Consider the following 19,376-nt stretch of genomic DNA (forward strand, 5'->3'; position numbering starts at 1 on the left):
ACGCCCCCGACTGCGTATGCTGCGCGCCAGCACGAGGCCAGCACGAGGCCAGCACGAGGCCAAAGTTGGCCAGGGAGGAAAGAGGACCGCCATGCAAGACATCCTTCAGGAACTCGAATCCCGCCGCACCGAGGCAAGGCTCGGCGGCGGGCAGCCGCGGATCGACGCGCAGCACGGGCGCGGCAAACTCACCGCGCGCGAGCGGATCGAGCTGCTTCTCGATGAGGGCAGCTTTGAGGAATTCGACATGTTCGTGGCGCATCGCTGCACCGATTTCGGCATGGAGAAGAACCGCCCCTACGGCGATGGCGTGGTGACCGGCTGGGGCACGATCAATGGCCGTCAGGTCTATGTCTTCAGCCAGGATTTCACCGTTCTGGGCGGATCGGTCAGTGCCACCCACGCGCAGAAGATCTGCAAGATCATGGACATGGCCATGCAGAACGGTGCGCCCGTGATCGGCATCAACGACTCGGGCGGGGCGCGCATCCAGGAAGGCGTGGACAGCCTTGCGGGATATGGCGAGGTCTTCCAGCGCAATATCGAGGCGTCGGGCGTGATCCCGCAGATCAGCGTCATCATGGGCCCCTGCGCGGGCGGCGCGGTCTACTCGCCCGCGATGACCGATTTCATCTTCATGGTGAAGGACAGTTCCTACATGTTCGTCACCGGTCCCGACGTGGTCAAGACCGTGACCAACGAGCAGGTGACGGCAGAGGAGCTGGGCGGCGCGCTCACCCATACCCGCAAGTCGAGCGTCGCCGATGCGGCATTCGACAACGATGTCGAGGCGCTCGCCGAGGTACGGCGGCTGGTTGACCTGCTGCCGCTCAACAACCGCGACAAGGCCCCGGTCCGCCCGTTCTTCGACGAACCGGGCCGCGTCGAGGCGAGCCTCGACACGCTGATCCCCGCCAATCCCAACATGCCCTACGACATGAAGGAGCTGATCCACAAGATCGCGGACGAGGCGGATTTCTACGAGATACAGGCCGAATTCGCCAAGAACATGATCACCGGCTTCATCCGGCTGGAGGGGCAAACGGTGGGTGTCGTGGCCAACCAGCCGATGGTGCTGGCGGGCTGTCTCGATATCGACAGCAGCCGCAAGGCGGCGCGCTTCGTGCGGTTCTGCGATGCCTTCGAGATTCCGATCCTGACGCTGGTCGACGTGCCCGGATTCCTGCCCGGCACGGGGCAGGAATATGGCGGCGTCATCAAGCACGGGGCCAAGCTGCTCTTTGCCTATGGCGAGGCGACGGTGCCCAAGGTGACGGTGATCACCCGCAAGGCCTATGGCGGGGCCTATGACGTGATGTCCTCCAAGCATCTGCGTGGCGATTTCAACTATGCCTGGCCGACCGCCGAGATCGCGGTGATGGGGGCCAAGGGGGCGACCGAGATCATCTACCGCGCCGACCTGAAGGACCGTGAGAAGATCGCCGCGCACACGGCGAGTTACGAGGACCGCTTTGCCAACCCGTTCGTCGCCGCCGAACGCGGCTTCATCGACGAGGTGATCCAGCCGCGCGGCACACGGGTCAGGGTGAGCCGGGCCTTCGCGTCGCTGCGCAACAAGAAGGCGGCGCTGCCCTGGAAGAAGCACGACAACATCCCGTTGTGAGGAGGATGGGGGCGCTGCCCCCGTCGCCGCAAGCGGCGACTCCCCCGGAGTATTTCGACCAGGAAGAAGCGACCAGGAAGAAGCGAGGAGACGAAGGGCATGGCCCGTGACCGTTGGCATGTGATCGAGGAGGAGGGCGCGCTCGTGCTGGCACGGCGCCTGCCGGCGCGCTTCGATCTGGCCGCCGAGACGGTGCTGACCGGGCAGGTCGGGCGGCGGCGGCTGGCGCATCTGGTGCGTCAGGATATGTGGCGTGCGCTGCGGCATCTGCGCGGATTTGCGCCGGTGGTGCGGGTGGCCCGCATCCCCGGCGGCCTGCACCTGCGCGCAGGCGGCGCGGTGGCGGGCCGGTTTGCGCGCGCGGATGCGGAGGCGCGAATCGCCGCGCTGCTGGCCGATCCCGGCCGCCGCGCCCGCTGGACGGGTGGCGGGCGATGAGGGCGGGCGTTCTGGCCCTTGCCCTCTCGCTCGGCCCCGCAGCCGCAGCGCAGGAGGAGGCGCTGCGGCTGCCCTCGGGGCAGGCGGCGCGGCTCTTCGAGGTGCTGACCGACCGGCCCGCGGGGGGCGGGCCGATCTACCGGTTTCGCTATGTCGCCGAAGGGTTTTCCGCCGGGGCGGAGCGGCTCGACGCGATCTCTGCCGATCTCGCATGGCTATGCGAGGCGCATGCGCTGCCGCGCATCCCGAATTCCGGCCCGCGGCCCGGGCGCGTGATCATCTCGCTGGCCGACCGCGGTTCGGAATTCGGCGTCTATGACGAAGCGGTCACGCAGGTGTTCGAGGCCTACCGGGTCGAGGGCGACCGTTGTATCTGGGAGATGTTCTGATGCTGTTGCGATATCTTGCCCGAAAACGGCCCGGTGCCCGGCCAGGTGCGGCTTTGTGGACACATACGCGCGGGATCGTGCATTCAATATGTTCAAATCGCTCGATTTCCGCTAGCGTTGGACGAGGTTGCACCCAAGCGGCCTTTACCTCGCCAATCCGGCGGGCCCCGGGATCGTGCCCGGGCGCGCCATCAACCGAAGATACGAGAGACAGGAGTATTACATGTCCAGAACCTGCAAGAGCGTTCTCGCCCTTGGCTTCATCGCCGTTGTCGCCGCCTGCGCGCAGCCGGCCGAGGAAGAATTCGTCGTGGTCGAGCCGATCACGGAAGAGCCTGAACAGACCGGCAAGTACAAGTAAGCCCACCGGGCTGACGGCGGGAGGGGCGGTGTCGCCCGTCCCGCCACACCGACAAGGCACGCCGCGCCCTCGGCTTTGCTGGGGGTCAAGATGTTGAAACATCGCGGTTTTCCCGGGCGCCTTCCGGGCACGGATTATCAGTTCACCATCAGGCGGGCCAACCCGCGCGGGATCACGCCGCTGGTCGCGCGCGAGCGGTATCGCGATCGCAAGCCGCTCGACCGGCGCGCAGATACCGAGTTTCTGCGTGCCATCTGGCAGCATTTCGGCGACCGGCCCTTCGAGCGCGGCAACCTCGATGCCGGGCGGCTGAGCTGGCTGATGGGCCGCGAGATCAAGCCCGCGGAGGAGCCGTTCGACCCCGCAAGTTACGAGGCGCTGCTGGTGCTCGACGTGGCGGTGGCGCGGCAGAACTTTCCCGAGCTGTTCGACGGCGGGGGCGCGCCATGAGCGGGGCGGCGATCGGCGGTATCCCGCGCAGGGCGTGCGTTTTCCGGCGGTCGGGTGCCGAGCGCGGGGCGCGGACGACATGGCGCTTGGCGCGCCGCGCGGGGGCTGGCAGGCTTTCGGGTGTCACGGATCCTCTTTCCCCGACTGCGCCCTATTGGCGTGCGGTTCGTGACGTCCCCCCCTGCGGGCGGTCCGATGGCATTTTCGCCGCCGGACCGCCCCTTTTCTTAGTGGGCGCGGGGGCCCGTGGCTCAGAAGCTGAACTGAACCGAGGTTTGCAGGCGCGTGGCGTCCTCCGATGCGCCGCTGGCAAGCTCGCGCTCGACCCAGCTCACCTCGGCCCCGAGTGTCAGGCGATCCACCGGCGAGTAGAAGATGGTGGCGTGCACGGTCTGGTGCTCTTCGCTGTCGGTGGGTGCAAAGGTGTCTTCGGCCGAGTAGTAGCCGTAGGAGAGCCCGCCCTTGAGCTTGTCGGTGAAGGTGTGCGTCACCTGCGCGGTCGCGCCGAATGCCTCGATGGTGTTGAGCTTTCCGGTGGCGTCGATGAAGCCGTCCTGCCCGGCGCCGTCGATGATGTAGCGGCCGATCCCGTCTCCATAGGTGAACGAGCCGACGATCTGGCCGCCCGCCCAGAGCGGCGTGCCGCCCGCGACGTTGAAGCCCCAGCCGGTCTCGCTGTCGTTGCCGAGCTGGCTCGGGGCTTCGAGGTCGCGCAGCACGGCGGCACCGCGCAGGTGGCTGCCGTTCTGCTCCCACTTGGCCGCGATCACGAGATCGGGCGACTGGTCGAAATCCGAGTTGGAGCCCGCGAAGGCACCGTTGGCCGTTTCGCCAACCGATACGGTGGCGCCGCCGACCACGCCACGCCCGGAGAATTCCCCGTTCTCGATGGCGACGGAAAAGTTGAGCCCCTTGCCCGCCTCGTGCGTGTAGCGAAGCTGCGCCTGGCGGATGAAGGGGATGCCCGAGGGCCCCTGAAAATCCACCGTCGCGGGGTAGGCCGAGAGCGGCATGAAGGTGGTCCATGTCTGGCCCGCGGTCCAGCCGTTCCACTGGCCATAGGCGTGGCGCAGGCGCGGTTGGTGCGAGTTGGTCTGCACCTCGTTGCCGCGGGTGCCGAAAAAATCGATCTCGACAAAGGTGGTGAGCGGGCCCTTCTCGGTCTGCGTCTCGGTTTTGAAGTTCAGCCGCGTCTGGCGGACATGGGCGTCGAAGCCGCCGCCATCGTCCGCGTCGATCTCGAGGCCGGGGACGAAGGTGGTGTCGCCCTGTCCCTGATCGAGATCGTAGATCAAATCGAGCTTGGTGTAGCCGCCGAAGGTGAGGGTGGTGCCCGCGGGCAGGTTGACATGCCCGCGGCCCTCGATCTCGTCGAGGCGGTCGGTCAACTCGCGGACCTGGTTCCGAAGATCCTCGTCGCTCTCGGCGAGCGCGGGGCCAGCGTGGATGGCCAGCAGCAACGCGGATGGCGCGAGGGCCATTGCGATCTGTCGTTTCATGGGTGGGTCTCCTCCCGTTTGTGGTGTCAGGCGGGTGCCAGGCGCGCCCCGCAGGCCGCGGCGCATCGGCGGCCTGACCCACAATGGCAAGTCGGCGGATCACTTGATGCTCACGTCAAGGTGATCCACGGAAATGTGTAAGCGCTTGAAAAAACGTGATAATAAACTATTCGTTACAAATTTGTCAGTGAAATGTGACAACGCCCGCGCACCGCGCCGCGCGGGCCGGGACCGCTAGAGGAAGGGACGAGGAATGTTCAAGAAAATCCTGATCGCCAACCGGGGAGAGATCGCCTGCCGGGTGATCAAGACCGCCCGCAAGATGGGAATCGCCACCGTCGCGATCCACTCCGATGCCGACGCGCAGGCGCTGCATGTGCAGATGGCCGACGAGGCGGTGCATATCGGCCCCTCGCCCGCCAACGAGAGCTATATCGTCATCGACAGGGTGATGGACGCGATTCGCCGCACCGGGGCCGAGGCGGTGCATCCCGGCTATGGTTTCCTGTCGGAGAACCCCAGGTTCGCCAAGGCGCTGGAGGCCGAGGGCGTGGCCTTTATCGGCCCGCCGGTCGGGGCGATCGAGGCGATGGGCGACAAGATCACCTCCAAGAAGCTGGCGCAGGAGGCGGGGGTGAACACCGTGCCCGGCGTGATGGGCCTGATCGAGGATGCCGAGGAGGCGGTGAAAATCAGTGGCGAGATCGGCTATCCGGTGATGATCAAGGCCAGCGCGGGCGGCGGCGGCAAGGGGATGCGCATCGCGTGGAATGACGAGGAGGCGCGCGAGGGCTTTCAAAGCTCGAAGAACGAGGCCGCGAGCAGCTTTGGCGACGACCGCATCTTCATCGAGAAATTCGTGACGCAGCCGCGCCACATCGAGATTCAGGTGCTGTGCGACAACCACGGCAACGGCATTTATCTGGGCGAGCGGGAATGCTCGATCCAGCGCCGGAATCAGAAGGTGATCGAGGAGGCACCGAGCCCGTTCCTCGATGAAGAGACGCGCCGCGCGATGGGCGAGCAGGCCGTGGCATTGGCGCACGCGGTGGGTTATGCCAGCGCCGGAACGGTGGAATTCATCGTCGACGGCGACCGCAACTTCTACTTCCTGGAAATGAACACCCGCCTGCAGGTCGAGCACCCGGTGACCGAGCTGATCACCGGCGTGGACCTCGTCGAACAGATGATCCGCGTGGCCGCGGGCGAGACGCTGGCGCTCTCGCAGGGCGACATCACGCTCAAGGGCTGGGCGATGGAGAGCCGGCTCTATGCCGAGGATCCGTATCGCGGCTTTCTGCCCTCTATCGGGCGGCTCACGCGCTATCGTCCGCCGCAGGAAATCGCCGCCGGGCCGTTGCTGGACACGGCCAAGTGGCAGGGCGAGGCCCCGGCGGGCGAGACCGCGGTGCGCAACGATACCGGCGTCTACGAGGGCGGCGAGATCAGCATGTACTACGACCCGATGATCGCCAAGCTGTGCACATGGGCCGCCGACCGGGGCGCGGCCATCGAGGCGATGCGCGTGGCGCTCGACAGCTTCGAGGTGGAGGGAATCGGGCATAACCTGCCGTTCCTCAGCGCGGTGATGGACCATCCCAAGTTCGTGAGCGGCGACATCACCACCGCCTTTATCGCCGAGGAATATCCCGACGGATTCAACGGCGTGGACCTGCCCGGGGATGTGCTGCGCCGGATCGCGGCGAGCACGGCGGCGATGCACCGGGTGGCGGAAATCCGGCGCACGCGCATTTCCGGGCGGATGGACAACCACGAGCGCCATGTCGGCGAGGACTGGGTGGTGAGCCTTCAGGGTGAGAGCTATCCCGTCACCGTCTCTGCGGACCGGGAGGGTGCGAGCGTGCGCTTCGGCGACGGTGCCACCCTGCGCGTCGCCAGCGACTGGACGCCCGGCGATCAGCTCGCGCGGCTCGACGTGGATGGCCGCCCGCTGGTGCTCAAGGTGGGCAAGATCACGCAGGGGTTCCGCATCCGCAGCCGGGGGGCTGACCTGAAGGTCAACATCCGCACGCCCCGTCAGGCGGAACTGGCCGCGTTAATGCCCGAGAAACTTGCCGCTGATACCTCGAAGATGCTGCTCTGTCCGATGCCCGGCATGATCGTAAAGGTCAACGTCGCCGAGGGCGACGAGGTGCAGGAGGGGCAGGCGCTGTGCACCGTGGAGGCGATGAAGATGGAGAATATCCTGCGCGCCGAACGCAAGGCCACGGTCGCGAAGGTCAACGCCGCACCGGGCGACAGCCTGGCGGTGGACGACGTCATCATGGAGTTCGAGTGAGGCGATGACCCGCGCCCCGCGCCATAGCTCCGTGCCGGTGGCCTGCCTCGCCGCCTTGATCCTGCTCGCCGCCTGTCAGCGCGAGCAGGAGGCGGCGCAGCGGGCGTGGCTGGGGCAGTGGTTTGCGCTGGGCGAGACGCTGTCCTTTGCCGCGACGCGGGGCTGCGCGGCGGGGCTCTACCGGGTGGTGACGGGGCAGGTGAAATCGGCCCTGCCGGTCACGCGGAGCGTGGCCCGGATGCGCCGCGAGATCACCGGGCGCGGGGCGGCGGCGCTCGATATGCCGGGGATGACAGCGGATGCCGCCCTCCTGGCGATGGCGGGCCACCACCGCGAGACCGGCATGACGATGCGCCGCGCCGGACTCGAGGCGCGCGCCTGCATGGACGCGAAGACCGAGAGCGTGGTCCGCCACGCGCTCGATGACCGGCGCACGGTGCTGGGCTGGGACGCGGGCCGCGGCGCGCTCATCCTGATGATGCCCGCCGAGAGGCTGCTCGTCGTGGCGATGGGCGAGGGCTGAGCGATGCGGCGTGCTCAGCTTCTCCCCGCCTGGCCCTCGCGCATCTCACGCTGGCGCGCGGGCAGCTTGTCGATGGAGCGCACGATCTCGCGTACCTGCCAGGGTAGCGGCTTGCGCAGGTATATCTCGCCATCCTTGCCGATCAGCACGAGCCCGAAGCCGCGCGGATGTAGTTCCTGCCGCCAGGCGGAGCGCGCCGCCGGGTCGGTATCCTTGACCACCACCACGTCGCGCACCGCGAGCGCGTCGAGACGGTCGGTGATATACCCCATCTGCTCGACATACCGCGGATCGGCGGGTGTGTCGGCAAACACCACGAGCGGGCGCTTGATCCAGAGGAATTCGTCCGGCGTGACGTCCTGCGCGCTCACGATGAGCGGAACGTCGGCGTCCGGTGCGGTGTCCTGCGCGGCAGCGGGGGACGCTGCGAAGACAAGGAAAAAAAGGGCGAATAGCGGTTTCATGCGATCTCCTGCTGGGCAAGATATAGGGGTATCGCGCCGGAATGCGAAGCCCGATCGGCCGCATCGGGAAAAAACGACGCGGGTGATCCCGCGATCAGGGTGGGGCGGCACGCCGCGGCCCCGAACCGGGCCGCAACGGACAGGCGCCATCGCGGACGTCGTCCCGCCTTGCGGGACCCGACGCACCGCCACCGCCGGCCTGCAACACCATTCGGCCACGCGCCGGCCCGCCGGGGCGGACGGGCTGGCACGGCTGGCCGGGAAAACCGGACCGGAGAGCGCGGCGACACAGCCGCGCGACGGTCATCCGACAAGAGGACAAGACAATGACATCGAAGAAAGACACCTGGCGTGACCTGGCCCGTGCGGAGCTCAGGGGGCGCCCGCTCGAAGACCTGACCTGGCAGACCCTGGAGGGAATTCCGGTCTCGCCGCTCTACACCGAGGAAGATGTCGAGGACCTGCCGCACATGGGCAGTATCCCGGGGCAGGCCCCCTTTACCCGCGGGGTCAAGGCGACGATGTATGCCGGGCGTCCCTGGACGATCCGGCAATATGCCGGCTTTTCCACGGCCGAGGAATCGAACGCCTTTTACCGCCGCAACCTGGCTGCCGGGCAGCAGGGCGTGTCGGTGGCCTTCGATCTGGCCACCCATCGCGGCTATGACAGCGATCATCCGCGTGTCGAGGGCGACGTGGGCAAGGCCGGGGTGGCCATCGATTCGGTCGAGGACATGAAGATCCTCTTCGACGGCATCCCGCTCGACAAGGTCAGTGTGTCGATGACCATGAACGGTGCGGTCATCCCGGTTCTGGCCAGCTTCATCGTCGCGGGCGAAGAGCAGGGGCATGACAAGGCGGCGCTGTCGGGCACCATTCAGAATGACATTCTAAAGGAATTCATGGTGCGCAACACCTATATCTATCCGCCCGCGCCGTCGATGCGGATCGTATCGGACATCATCGGCTATACCGCCGAGCATATGCCGCGCTTCAATTCGATCTCGATCTCGGGCTATCACATGCAGGAGGCGGGCGCGAACCTCGTGCAGGAACTGGCCTATACGCTGGCCGATGGCCGCGAATACGTGAAGGCGGCGATCGAGGCGGGGATGGACGTGGACAGCTTCGCGCCGCGCCTGTCGTTCTTTTTCGCCATCGGGATGAATTTCTTCATGGAGGCGGCCAAGCTGCGCGCCGCGCGGCTGTTGTGGCACCGGATCATGACCGAATTCGGCGCGACATCCGAGAAATCCAAGGTGCTGCGCACCCATTGCCAGACCAGCGGCGTCAGCCTGCAGGAGCAGGATCCCTATAACAACGTGGTGCGCACCGCCTATGAGGCGATGAGCGCGGTTCTGGGCGGCACGCAGTCGCTCCATACCAACGCGCTTGACGAGGCGATCGCGCTGCCCACCGATTTCAGCGCCCGGATCGCCCGCAATACACAGTTGATATTGCAGGAGGAAACCGGCGTGACCAACGTGGTCGATCCGCTCGCGGGCTCTTACTACGTGGAGAAACTGACCCACGATCTGGCGGAAAAGGCGTGGGAGTTGATCGAGGAGGTCGAGGGGATGGGCGGCATGACCCGCGCGGTCGAGAGCGGCATGCCCAAGCTGCGCATCGAGGAGACGGCGGCGACCCGGCAGGCGATGATCGACCGGGGCGACGAGGTGATCGTCGGCGTTAACAAGTACCGCAAGGAGAAAGAAGACCCGATCGACATTCTGGACGTGGACAACGTCAAGGTGCGCGACGGGCAGGTCAAGGCACTGGAACGCATCCGCGAGAACCGCGATCAGGCGGCCTGCGATGCGGCATTGGACGAGCTTACCCGCCGCGCGCAAGAGGGCGGCAACCTGTTGGACGCGGCGGTCGAGGCCGCGCGCGCCCGCGCCACCGTGGGAGAAATCAGCATGGCACTGGAGAAGGAATTCGGACGGCACCGCGCCGAGGTGCGGACGCTGGCGGGCGTCTATGGTGCCGCCTACGAGGGCGACGAGGGATTCGCGGCAATCCAGCAAGACGTTGAAAAGTTTGCCGAAGAAGAGGGTCGCCGCCCGCGGATGCTGGTCGTCAAGATGGGGCAGGACGGGCATGACCGCGGGGCCAAGGTGATCGCCACGGCGTTTGCCGATATCGGCTTTGACGTGGATGTGGGCGCGCTCTTCCAGACGCCCGAGGAGGCGGCGCAGGACGCCATCGACAACGATGTGCATGTCGTGGGTATCAGTTCACAGGCGGCGGGGCACAAGACGCTCGCGCCGCGCCTTATCGAGGCGCTGGAGGCGCGCGGCGCGGGCGATATCCTGGTGATCTGCGGCGGCGTCATTCCGCAGCAGGATTACGAGTTCCTGAAAAAGGCGGGCGTGAAGGCGATCTTCGGTCCCGGCACCAATATCCCCGACGCGGCGCGCGACATTCTCGATCTCATCCGCGCGACGCGTGGCTGAGGCGGGCGTTTTTCGCGTCGGTATATTGTCGGTATTCTGTCGGTATCGCGTCGGTGCGGCGGCGGTCGCGCCGTTGCCCCCCCCCGCGGCTCAGCGGTCGGAGGGGTGGTTGACGCCGTCCACCCACGGGATGGGGTCGAAATCGCGCGGGTTCACCCCCTCGATCGCGCCGAGGTTGACGCCGTATTCGTTCGGGTCCGACCGCCGCCGGTGATGGGTGTAGATGCCGCAGCGGCTGCAGAACCAATGCTGTGCCGTGCCGGTCCCCCACTGGTAGAGGGTCAGCGCGTCCGCGCCCCTGACGATTTCGAGATCGTCCAGCGCGACGCTGATCGTGGCCGGGCCGCGCCTCCGGCAGAAGCTGCAATCGCAGCGATGCGCGTCGCCCAAGGCGGGATCGCGCGGGCGCAGCCGCAATTCGACCGCGCCGCAATGGCAGGTGGCGGTGAGCGGGGCGGTCATCGGCGCTTCCTTACACGGGGAACGGGCGTGCGGCGAAACCGGTAGCGCGCTGCCGGGTTGGGTGGCGCGCCGTCCTGAAGCGTCCAGAACCGTGGCCCGCCCAGCCGCAGGAACACCGGCAGAGCCAGGATCACCCCGGCGACGAAGCCGCCCGCGTGCGCCCAATAGGCGATGCCGCCCATGTCCGGGTCGGCCCCCAGACCGGCGATCACCTGGAAGGCGAACCACAGGATCAGCATCAGCGCCGCCGGGACCGTGATGATCCGCACGAAGAAGATTATGATGACCAGGATGTCCACCCGCGCGCGCGGAAACAGCAGCAGGTAGCCCCCCATCACCCCCGCGATCGCGCCCGACGCGCCCACCGTCGGCACCATCGAGCCCGGCCCGCCGATGACCTGCGCGATCCCGGCGGCCAGCCCCGAGGCGAGGTAGAAGCCGAGGAAGGGCAGGTGGCCCATCCGGTCCTCGAGATTGTCGCCGAATATCCACAGGAACAGCATGTTGCCCCCCAGATGCATCAGCCCGCCATGCAGGAACATCGAGGTGAGGAGCCCCGTGTACTCGCCCCTCGCGGTGACGAGGGCAGGGATCATCGCCCAGTCGTTGAAGAAGAGCCGCAGCGCGCGCTCATCCGAGAAGAGCGGCCAGTAGCTCAGGAACACGGCCACGTTGAGCGCGATCAGCGCCCAGGTGACATAAGGGGTCGAGCCCGACGGGTTATGATCGCGGATCGGGAACATGAGGCGAAGCTAGCGCGCTTTGCCCGGCCCGGAAAGGCGGATGTGATCTGCGGGGCACCGCTTTCCTGAAAAGAAAGCGGTCCGAAATCTTTTGAAGATTTCGGCGCCCGCCGCGGTCAGGACATGCCGCCCAGGAGCGCCGCGTTGCCGCCCGCCGCGGTGGTGTCGACGCAGACATGGCGTTCCAGCAGGGCGTGGCCCAGGTCGGGCATGCCGGTGACGAGTGGCAGGATGGGCCCCGCGCGGCGCGCCAGCGCGTCCGCGTAGGCGCGGGCGTCGGCCTCGTCGCCCCACCACAGCGCGCCCGACAGGCCGCCCATCGTCACCAGCGCCTCGGGGTCGACCCGGCCCGTGGCCGCGACCGCGACGCCGCCGACCGCCTCGACCGCCTTCTTTTGGGCCTCGGCCGCGTCCTTGCCCGGCCCGAGGCACAGGAGTGCGGGACGCAGATGGGTGGTGAGCCGGTTCGATTCGCCCGTGGGCCCCGGCAGCACCAGCGCCTCGCGCGCCGTGTGCGGCGTGGCGTTGGCGCGATCGAGCGCCGCCTGCGCCGATGCTTTCGGCATCGCCGCGTCCCATTTCGCGCCCTCTTGCGGGGCCGGATGCGCCTGGAAGCGGGCAAGGTAATGCGGCCCCCCGGCCTTGGGGCCGGTGCCCGACATCCCCTCGCCGCCGAACGGCTGCGAGCCGACGATGGCGCCGATCTGGTTGCGGTTGACATAGATGTTGCCCGCGTGCACCGCCTCGGTGACGTGCTGCACGCGGTCGTCGATCCGGGTCATCAGGCCGAAGGTGAGGCCATAGCCGGTGGCGTTGATCGCGCCGATCACGCGGTCGAGATCGCGCGCCCTGTAGGTGGCGAGGTGCAGCACGGGGCCGAAGATCTCGCGCTCCAGATCGGCGATGCCGTTCACCTTGATGAGCGTCGGCGCAATGTAGGTGCCGGCGTTGGGCGTCTTCAGTTCGTGCATCAGGCGGCCCTCGGCGCGCGCGGCCTGAATATGGTCGGCGATGCCGGCGCGGGCCTCCTCGTCGATCACCGGGCCGCAATCGGTGGGCAGGTTCCACGGGGTGCCAACCACCAGCGCGTCCATCGCGCCGGTCAGCATCTCGGTGAAGTCGTCGGCGATATCCTCCTGCACGTAGAGGCAGCGCAGCGCCGAACAGCGCTGGCCCGCCGATTGAAAGGCCGATTCCACGATCGCCTGCACCGCCTGTTCGGGCAGCGCTGTCGAATCCACGATCATGGCGTTGAGGCCCCCCGTCTCGGCGATGAGCGGCGCGCCGGGGCGCAGGTGTTCGGCCATCGCCTTGCGGATCTTGAGTGCCGTGTCGGTCGACCCGGTGAACGCCACGCCGCCCACGCGCCCGTTGGAGGTGAGCCACGCGCCCACCTCGCCCGCGCCGGGCAGAAGTTGGCAAGCGGTCTTCGGCACCCCCGCCCGGTGCATCAGGCTGATGCCCAGATGCGCGATGAGCGGGGTCTGCTCGGCCGGTTTCGACAGCACCGCGTTGCCCGCCGCGAGCGCCGCCGCGATCTGCCCGGTGAAGATGGCGAGCGGGAAGTTCCAGGGGGAAATGCAGGTGAACACCCCCACCGGATCGCCCTCGGGCGCGTTTGCCGCGTAGTAGCGCAGGAAATCCACCGCCTCGCGCAGTTCCGCCACCGCGTCGGGGATGGATTTGCCGGCCTCGCGGTGCAGGATGGCGAATATCTCGCCGTAATTCTCCTCGTAGAGATCGGCCACCTTGCCCAGGATCGCCGCGCGCTCGGCGGCGGGGGCGTCCCACGGCGTGGCGGCGGCGAGCGCGGTCTCCACGTCCTTGCGGCTGGCAAAGGCCACGGTGCCGGGCGTGTCCGCCGGGTCGGCGGGGTTCTCGACCTTTTCGGGCGGCTGCGGATCGGATTTGCCGGCGAGGATCGGCCCGGCCTGCCAGCTCTGGGTGGCGAAGGGCGCGCGCGCCGCCTCGATGGCGTCGAGCGTGGGCTCGTGGCGCAGGTCGAACCCGCGCGAGTTCGGCCGCTCGGGCTGGAACAGCTCCGGCCCGGTGGGCAGGTGCGGGGTGGGGTCGCCCGCCGCCTCGAACGGGTCGCGGGCGACCTCTTCGGGCGGCACGCTCTCGTCCACGATCTGGTTGACGAAGCTGGAATTCGCGCCGTTCTCCAGCAGGCGCCGCACCAGATAGGCCAAGAGGTCGCGATGCGCGCCGACGGGGGCGTAGATGCGGCAGCGGGTGCCCTCGGATTTGAGGATGATGTCGTGCAGCGCCTCGCCCATGCCGTGCAGGCGCTGGAACTCGTACGCCGACTTGTCCTGCCCCATGTCGAGGATCGCGGCGGCGGTGTGGGCGTTGTGGGTGGCGAATTGCGGATAGATGCGGTCGGTCATCGACAGCAGCTTGCGCGCGCCCGCGATATAGCTGATGTCGGTCGCCGGTTTCGAGGTGAAGACCGGGAAGCCGTCGACCCCCGCCACCTGCGCGCGCTTGATCTCGGTGTCCCAGTAGGCCCCCTTGACCAGCCGCACCATGATCCGGCGATCAAGGCGGGAGGCGAGGTCGTGGAGGTAGTCGAGAACGTGGCCCGCGCGCTGGCCGTAAGCCTGCACCACCACGCCGAACCCGTCCCATCCCGCGAGCGCGGGCTCCGACAGCACGGTCTCGATCACGTCGAGCGACAGCGACAGGCGGTCGGCCTCTTCAGCGTCGATGTTGAGGCCCATGCGCGCCGATTTCGCCAGCAGGGCGAGGCTGCGCAGGCGGGGCACCAGCACGTCCATCACCGTCTCGCGCTGGGCCACCTCGTAGCGCGGGTGCAGCGCCGAGAGCTTGACCGAGATGCCGGGATTGTCGCGCACATCGGCGTTGGTGCAGGCCGCCGCGATGGCGGTGATCGCGCGGGAATACGAGAGGTGATAGCCGGTGGCGTCGGCTTCGGTGCGCGCGGCCTCGCCCAGCATGTCGTAGGAATAGCTGTAGCCCTTCTTTTCCATGCCCGCCGCGCGGTCCATCGCGCTGCGGATGGTCTCGCCCAGCACGAACTGACGGCCCATCTCGCGCATGGCGCGGCCCGTGGCGGTGCGGATCACCGGTTCGCCCAGCCGCTTGACGGCGCCGCGCAGCGTCCCCGCGAGGCCCGGCGCGTCGTCCTTGAGCACGCGGCCCGTCAGCATCAATGCCCAGGTCGAGGCGTTGACCAACGGCGAGGTGGAATGGCCCATGTGGCGGCCCCAGTCCGACGGCGCGATCTTGTCCTCGATCAGCGCGTCGATGGTCTCGGCGTCGGGCACCCGCAAGAGCGCCTCGGCGAGGCACATCAGCGCGATGCCCTCTTCGGTCGAGAGGCCGTATTCGGCCAGGAACACCTCCATCAGCCCCGGGCTGGCCTGGCCGCGGATGGCGCGCACCAGATCGGCACCGCGCGCCGCGATGCGGGCGCGATCCTGCGGCGACAGCGCGGCCCCGTCGATCAGCCGGTCGAGGGCGGCGCGCTCGTCGGCATAGGTCTCGAGCTCGATGGTGCGGCGCATGTCGGTGTCGTATGGCATGGAATTCCCCTCTATTGCGCGGCCATCATAACACCCGTTCAGGGGTGACTTTTCCCGTTTGATGTGGTTTGACTGGTCGATCCGGTCATTCAGGAGGGCGATCATGGGCCAGACCGACCATTCCGATCTCGACCGGTTCGACCGGGCGATTCTGCGGGTGCTCGCCTCGGACGGGCGCATCAGCGTGACCGATCTCGCCCGCGAGATCGGGCTGTCGAAATCGCCTACGCAGGCGCGGCTGCGGCGGCTGGAAAAGGCCGGGATCATCACCGGCTACCGTGCCTTTTTCGACCCGATCCGGCTGGGGCTCGATCACGTCAGCTTTGTCGAGGTGCGGCTCGACAACACCCGCGAGAGCGCGCTGGCGGCGTTCAACGCGGCGGTGGCGAAAATCCCCGAGATCGAGCAGGCGCATCTCATCGCGGGCAGTTTCGACTATCTGCTCAAGGTGCGCACCCAGGACATGACCGAGTATCGCCGCGTGCTGGCCGAGGCGATCTCGACCCTGCCGCATGTTGCCAGCACCTCGACCTACGTGGCGATGCAGGCGGTCAAGGAGACCGTGCTCGGCGATGTGATTTGATTTTGCGCGCCGACGTGCCATCATAATAGCCATGAGACGGCTGACCGCTCTCCCGATCCTGTGCCTGCTGATGCCCGCGGGCGCGCTGGCCTGCCCGGACCCGCCCGATCACGGCGCGGCGCTCGACGTTTTGTTTGAGCAGGTGCAGCGGGCCGAGACCGAGCGCGACGCGCGTCTTTTGAACAACGAGATGTGGGAGATCTGGGCCGATGCGCCCGATGCCCATGCGCAGGACTTGCTCGATGAGGGGATGACGCGCCGCGCGTCGTATGATTACGACGGGGCGGTGGCGGCGTTCGACGCGCTGATCGACTATTGCCCGGACTATGCCGAGGGCTACAATCAGCGCGCCTTCGTCAATTTCATCCGGCAGGACTATGCCGCGGCGCTGCCCGATCTGGACCGCGCCGTATCGCTGTCGCCGCGCCATCTGGGCGCGCTGACCGGGCAGGCCATGACGCTCATGGCGCTGGAGCGTCCGGGCGAGGCGGCGCTGGTGCTGCGCCGCGCGCTCGACCTCAACCCGTGGCTGACCGAGCGGCACCTGTTGCCGATGCTCGAACAGGCCGAGCGCGATATCTGAACGCCCCCCGCCAGAAATGCGTTTTCCTCGCCGCCGGCAAACGCTAGGACGGCAAGGCCGCTTGCGGGCGTGGCGGAATGGTAGACGCATGGCACTTAAAATGCCTGGGCCGAAAGGCCGTGCCGGTTCGAGTCCGGCCGCCCGCACCAAGGTGACGCCGCCGCCGCGCGACGGGCGCGGGACGACAGGCGTGATACCGACGCAGGACCGACACGAGACCGGGGCCGCAAAACGGCCCGGAGCGGCCCGGCACAGGGTCAGTCGTTCATCGCCTCCTCGTCGTTGCCCTGCTCGATCCATTGCGCGAGGATCGAGCGCAGGAGCGCCACGTCGCGAGTCTCGATCGCCTCGGACAGCGAGCGCAGCGCCTTGGCCAGCTCGATCTCCGACAGGTGCCCCTCCTGCGCGCGCAGGATGCGGGGGTGCGGCGTGGTGAGCATGTCCGAACCGATGAGCAACTCCTCGTGCAGCTTCTCGCCCGGGCGCAGACCGACCACCTCGATGCCGATATCGCCGTCGGGGTTGTCCGCGTCGCGCAGGGTCAGCCCCGCCGCCTCGATCATCCGCAGCGCGATGTCGCGCACCCGCACCGGCGCGCCCATGTCGAGCACGAAGAGATCGCCGCCGCGTGCGATGGTGCCCGCCAGAAGCACCAGCCGCACCGCCTCGGGGATGGTCATGAAATAGCGGGTGACATCCGCGTGCGTGAGCGTGACCGGCCCGCCGCGCGCGATCTGTTCGGAGAAGGTGGGGATCACCGAGCCCGACGAGCCCAGCACATTGCCGAAGCGCACCATGGAGAACCGCGTGCGCGTGGCGCGGGTGGCGAGGTCCTGCACGATCATCTCGGCAAAGCGCTTGGACGCCCCCATCACCGAGGTCGGGCGCACCGCCTTGTCGGTGGAGACGAGGATGAACCGCTCGACGCCCGCGTCCTGCGCCGCCTGCGCCACGGTGCGGGTGCCGATCACGTTGTTGCGCATGCCCTCGATGGCATTGGCCTCGACCATCGGGACATGCTTGTAGGCGGCGGCGTGGAGCACGACGTCGATCTTGCGGGCCTGCATCAGCACCGAGACAAGCGCCGGCTCGCAGACCGAGCCGAGGATTGGCATGATCTCGACCTCGGGGGCGAGGTCGCGCAATTCGCGCTCGATCTGGAACAGCGCGTGCTCGGCATGGTCGAGCAGCACCAGCGTCTTGGGCGCGCAACTCGCGATCTGGCGGCACAGTTCCGCGCCGATGGAACCGCCCGCGCCGGTCACGAGGATGCGCCGCCCGGCATAGGCATCGGTCACGCCCGGCAACTCGTTTTCCAGCGCGTCGCGGCCCAGAAGCTTCGTCGGGTCGATGGGGCGGCTTTCGTAGGGGGTGACGGCGCGGCCGGTCACCATGTCGGCGAAGGAGGGCAGCGCGTGCACCTCGCAGCCGGTGGCGGCCAGCCGCCGGGTAAGACGCGTGCGCGTCGCCTCGCTCGCGCCCGGCATGGCGAGGATGATGCGCCCGATCCCCTGGCGCGCGACGAGGTCCTCGATCTCGTCGGGGGCGTGCACCCGCAGGCCCGATACCGTGAGCCCGCGCAGTCGCGGCTCGTCATCGGCAAAGGCCACCGGGCGCAGCCGGGCGTCGTGGCGCAGCGCGGTGGCAAGCTGCTGCCCGGTCTGGCCGGCGCCGTAGATCAGCACCGGCAGGCGATCGCCGGTCGCGTCACCGGCGGACGCGGGCCGGGCCGCGCCGGGCGCGATCCGGGCGCGGAGGCGGCGCAGCGCGTTGAGCAGGCTCTGGGGCATGGCAGGGTCGGTCCTTGTGCGGCAGGGTCGCGTGACGTGCCTCAAGGTAAGCCGACCTGACCGGCGGCGGCAATGGTGTTCAACGCCCTGTGACGAACCGTGTGTGCGCGCCCGCCGGTCAGCGGCGGGCGCCGCGCCGATGCGGGGGCGGGGCGGCTTGCCCGGACCGGTATCCGGGGCCGATGTCAGCCCATGATATCGGTAAAGATGTTGGCCTCTTCCTGCGGGAGCCGCGGGGCAGGGCGCGCGCGCTTGGCCGGTTTGGGGCCGGGTGCCGGCGCGACGCGGCGGGGGCGCACGCGGCGTTGCGCGGCGATGCGGTTCATCCGTGCCTGATGCGAGAACACCGAGGCCCGGCGCAGCCGCTTTTCGTCCAGTGTGAGATAGCTCAGCAGCACGCCGCAGCACAGCGTCAGGTCATACCAGAAGGCCGAGAGATCCTCGGCCGGCGCGGCGATGAAATTGGCCGTAAAGCTCGACGCCAGCACGAACAGCGCGAGGCTGAGCGCGGCGAGCCGCAGGGCCGCGCCAATCATGAACCAGATGGCGAGCGCGAGCAGGCCGATCTCGCCTGCCGCCTCGCTGATCTCGGGGTCAAGCAGGGGACGGAACAGGACCGCCGTGTCAAACCCGTCGACGAGGTCGAGCGCCACCGCCATGAAGAAGGTGCCGGTGACAACCCGCAGGAGGTTGACGCCGATCTGATCGACGCCTCGGGTCTGGTGCTGATTCATGACGATCAGGCCTTTCTTGCCATTCGCGGGAAACCGGGCGTCACTTGCAACCTGAACGAAACACAAGTGCAGACCATCACCGCGAAATCTGGCCGGAATCTGACCGTTTGAGGGAAAATGCGCGCCCGGCCTCCAAAGCGTACCCGCGTTCATCCGCAGTCGCGCGCCACGCTCCAACTGTTTGATTTCGCATGTTCTGGGTGCTCAAATCCGGGTCCTGTTGTTGAGCAACATGCACTGGTGTCAGCCACCCGATGAACCGCTCCCGGTCCGCCTCTGGTGCGCGCCCGGTTGCGTGGACGACGGTCCGGTGGCAGGCGTGCGGTTCCTGGCAGGGGTCGTCGTGAAGAGGGCGGATCTGGTCTGGAGCGGTCGTTGGGTGCTTGGTCCCGGCGCGGAATCAAGGCCGAAGGCCGCCGCGCCATCGCCA

The 19,376-nt window shown here is 67.9% G+C and carries 17 protein-coding genes and 1 tRNA gene; 11 read left to right on the forward strand and 7 right to left on the reverse strand.

Going from position 1 to position 19,376, the window contains the following annotated elements; translation table 11 throughout:
- Window positions 1-91: 91 nt before the first annotated feature.
- The 5 genes from ACFFU4_RS08300 to ACFFU4_RS08320 all read left to right on the forward strand — a co-directional run bounded on the left by ACFFU4_RS08300 (window position 92) and on the right by ACFFU4_RS08320 (window position 3,262).
- Window positions 92-1,624, forward strand: coding sequence for an acyl-CoA carboxylase subunit beta (locus ACFFU4_RS08300; RefSeq protein ID WP_377068964.1), 1,533 nt, complete (start codon window positions 92-94; stop codon window positions 1,622-1,624).
- A 99-nt stretch (window positions 1,625-1,723) separates the two neighbouring features.
- Window positions 1,724-2,062, forward strand: a complete 339-nt coding sequence (locus ACFFU4_RS08305; protein WP_377068966.1) for a hypothetical protein — start codon at window positions 1,724-1,726, stop codon at window positions 2,060-2,062.
- Window positions 2,059-2,451 carry a DUF6497 family protein gene (locus tag ACFFU4_RS08310; protein WP_377068968.1) on the forward strand — a complete coding sequence of 131 codons (393 nt, stop codon included), beginning with the start codon at window positions 2,059-2,061 and terminating at the stop codon, window positions 2,449-2,451. Before ACFFU4_RS08305 ends, ACFFU4_RS08310 begins: the two co-directional genes overlap by 4 nt.
- A 223-nt stretch (window positions 2,452-2,674) precedes the next feature.
- Window positions 2,675-2,812: a hypothetical protein gene (locus tag ACFFU4_RS08315; RefSeq protein ID WP_377068970.1), complete on the forward strand. Its 138-nt coding sequence runs from the start codon at window positions 2,675-2,677 to the stop codon at window positions 2,810-2,812.
- A 90-nt stretch (window positions 2,813-2,902) separates the two neighbouring features.
- A complete protein-coding gene (locus ACFFU4_RS08320; protein ID WP_377068972.1) occupies window positions 2,903-3,262 on the forward strand; it encodes a hypothetical protein in 360 nt (119 codons plus the stop codon).
- A gap of 251 nt (window positions 3,263-3,513) precedes the next feature.
- Here ACFFU4_RS08320 and ACFFU4_RS08325 read toward each other — a convergent pair whose 3' ends face one another.
- Window positions 3,514-4,761 carry a DcaP family trimeric outer membrane transporter gene (locus tag ACFFU4_RS08325; protein ID WP_377068974.1) on the reverse strand — a complete coding sequence of 416 codons (1,248 nt, stop codon included), beginning with the start codon at window positions 4,759-4,761 and terminating at the stop codon, window positions 3,514-3,516.
- A 253-nt stretch (window positions 4,762-5,014) separates the two neighbouring features.
- Here ACFFU4_RS08325 and ACFFU4_RS08330 point away from each other — a divergent pair, with 253 nt between their 5' ends.
- Both ACFFU4_RS08330 and ACFFU4_RS08335 read left to right on the forward strand, forming a co-directional pair.
- Window positions 5,015-7,060 carry an acetyl-CoA carboxylase biotin carboxylase subunit gene (locus ACFFU4_RS08330; RefSeq protein WP_377068976.1) on the forward strand — a complete coding sequence of 682 codons (2,046 nt, stop codon included), beginning with the start codon at window positions 5,015-5,017 and terminating at the stop codon, window positions 7,058-7,060.
- Between the two features lie 4 nt (window positions 7,061-7,064).
- The gene (locus ACFFU4_RS08335; protein WP_377068978.1) at window positions 7,065-7,583 is read left to right on the forward strand and encodes a hypothetical protein; all 519 of its coding nucleotides are present in this window, start codon (window positions 7,065-7,067) and stop codon (window positions 7,581-7,583) included.
- Window positions 7,584-7,597: 14 nt separating this feature from the next.
- Here the strand turns inward: ACFFU4_RS08335 and ACFFU4_RS08340 are convergent, their stop codons facing one another.
- The gene (locus tag ACFFU4_RS08340) at window positions 7,598-8,047 is read right to left on the reverse strand and encodes a DUF4174 domain-containing protein (RefSeq protein ID WP_377068980.1); all 450 of its coding nucleotides are present in this window, start codon (window positions 8,045-8,047) and stop codon (window positions 7,598-7,600) included.
- 326 nt (window positions 8,048-8,373) lie between these two features.
- Here ACFFU4_RS08340 and scpA point away from each other — a divergent pair, with 326 nt between their 5' ends.
- Complete coding sequence (scpA, locus tag ACFFU4_RS08345) at window positions 8,374-10,503, forward strand: methylmalonyl-CoA mutase (protein ID WP_377068982.1); 2,130 nt, start codon at window positions 8,374-8,376, stop codon at window positions 10,501-10,503.
- 90 nt (window positions 10,504-10,593) lie between these two features.
- On the opposite strand, the gene ACFFU4_RS08350 is transcribed toward scpA, so the two are convergent.
- The 3 genes from ACFFU4_RS08350 to putA form a co-directional block, all read right to left on the reverse strand.
- Complete coding sequence (locus ACFFU4_RS08350) at window positions 10,594-10,965, reverse strand: GFA family protein (protein WP_377068984.1); 372 nt, start codon at window positions 10,963-10,965, stop codon at window positions 10,594-10,596.
- Window positions 10,962-11,708: a rhomboid family intramembrane serine protease gene (locus ACFFU4_RS08355; RefSeq protein ID WP_377068986.1), complete on the reverse strand. Its 747-nt coding sequence runs from the start codon at window positions 11,706-11,708 to the stop codon at window positions 10,962-10,964. Before ACFFU4_RS08355 ends, ACFFU4_RS08350 begins: the two co-directional genes overlap by 4 nt.
- Window positions 11,709-11,824: 116 nt before the next feature.
- Entirely contained in the window at window positions 11,825-15,256 is a 3,432-nt protein-coding gene (gene putA, locus ACFFU4_RS08360) for a bifunctional proline dehydrogenase/L-glutamate gamma-semialdehyde dehydrogenase PutA (protein ID WP_377068988.1), read from the reverse strand.
- Window positions 15,257-15,359: 103 nt separating this feature from the next.
- Between putA and ACFFU4_RS08365 the strand changes: the two genes are divergently transcribed.
- From ACFFU4_RS08365 to ACFFU4_RS08375, 3 genes are all read left to right on the forward strand, one after another.
- On the forward strand, window positions 15,360-15,839 hold the full coding sequence (locus ACFFU4_RS08365) for an Lrp/AsnC family transcriptional regulator (protein ID WP_377068990.1): 480 nt from the start codon (window positions 15,360-15,362) through the stop codon (window positions 15,837-15,839).
- A 31-nt stretch (window positions 15,840-15,870) separates the two neighbouring features.
- Window positions 15,871-16,422 (forward strand): tetratricopeptide repeat protein, encoded by a 552-nt coding sequence (locus tag ACFFU4_RS08370; RefSeq protein ID WP_377068992.1) that lies wholly within the window; start codon window positions 15,871-15,873, stop codon window positions 16,420-16,422.
- Between the two features lie 63 nt (window positions 16,423-16,485).
- Window positions 16,486-16,571, forward strand: a tRNA-Leu gene (locus tag ACFFU4_RS08375).
- A 108-nt stretch (window positions 16,572-16,679) separates the two neighbouring features.
- Here the strand turns inward: ACFFU4_RS08375 and ACFFU4_RS08380 are convergent.
- Both ACFFU4_RS08380 and ACFFU4_RS08385 read right to left on the reverse strand, forming a co-directional pair.
- Entirely contained in the window at window positions 16,680-18,212 is a 1,533-nt protein-coding gene (locus ACFFU4_RS08380) for a polysaccharide biosynthesis protein (protein WP_377068994.1), read from the reverse strand.
- Between the two features lie 185 nt (window positions 18,213-18,397).
- Window positions 18,398-18,946 (reverse strand): hypothetical protein, encoded by a 549-nt coding sequence (locus ACFFU4_RS08385; RefSeq protein ID WP_377068996.1) that lies wholly within the window; start codon window positions 18,944-18,946, stop codon window positions 18,398-18,400.
- Window positions 18,947-19,376 lie beyond the last annotated feature (430 nt).

Origin of the sequence: Roseovarius ramblicola, assembly GCF_042430665.1 — a bacterium.
GTDB classification, from domain to species: Bacteria; Pseudomonadota; Alphaproteobacteria; order Rhodobacterales; family Rhodobacteraceae; genus Roseovarius; species Roseovarius ramblicola.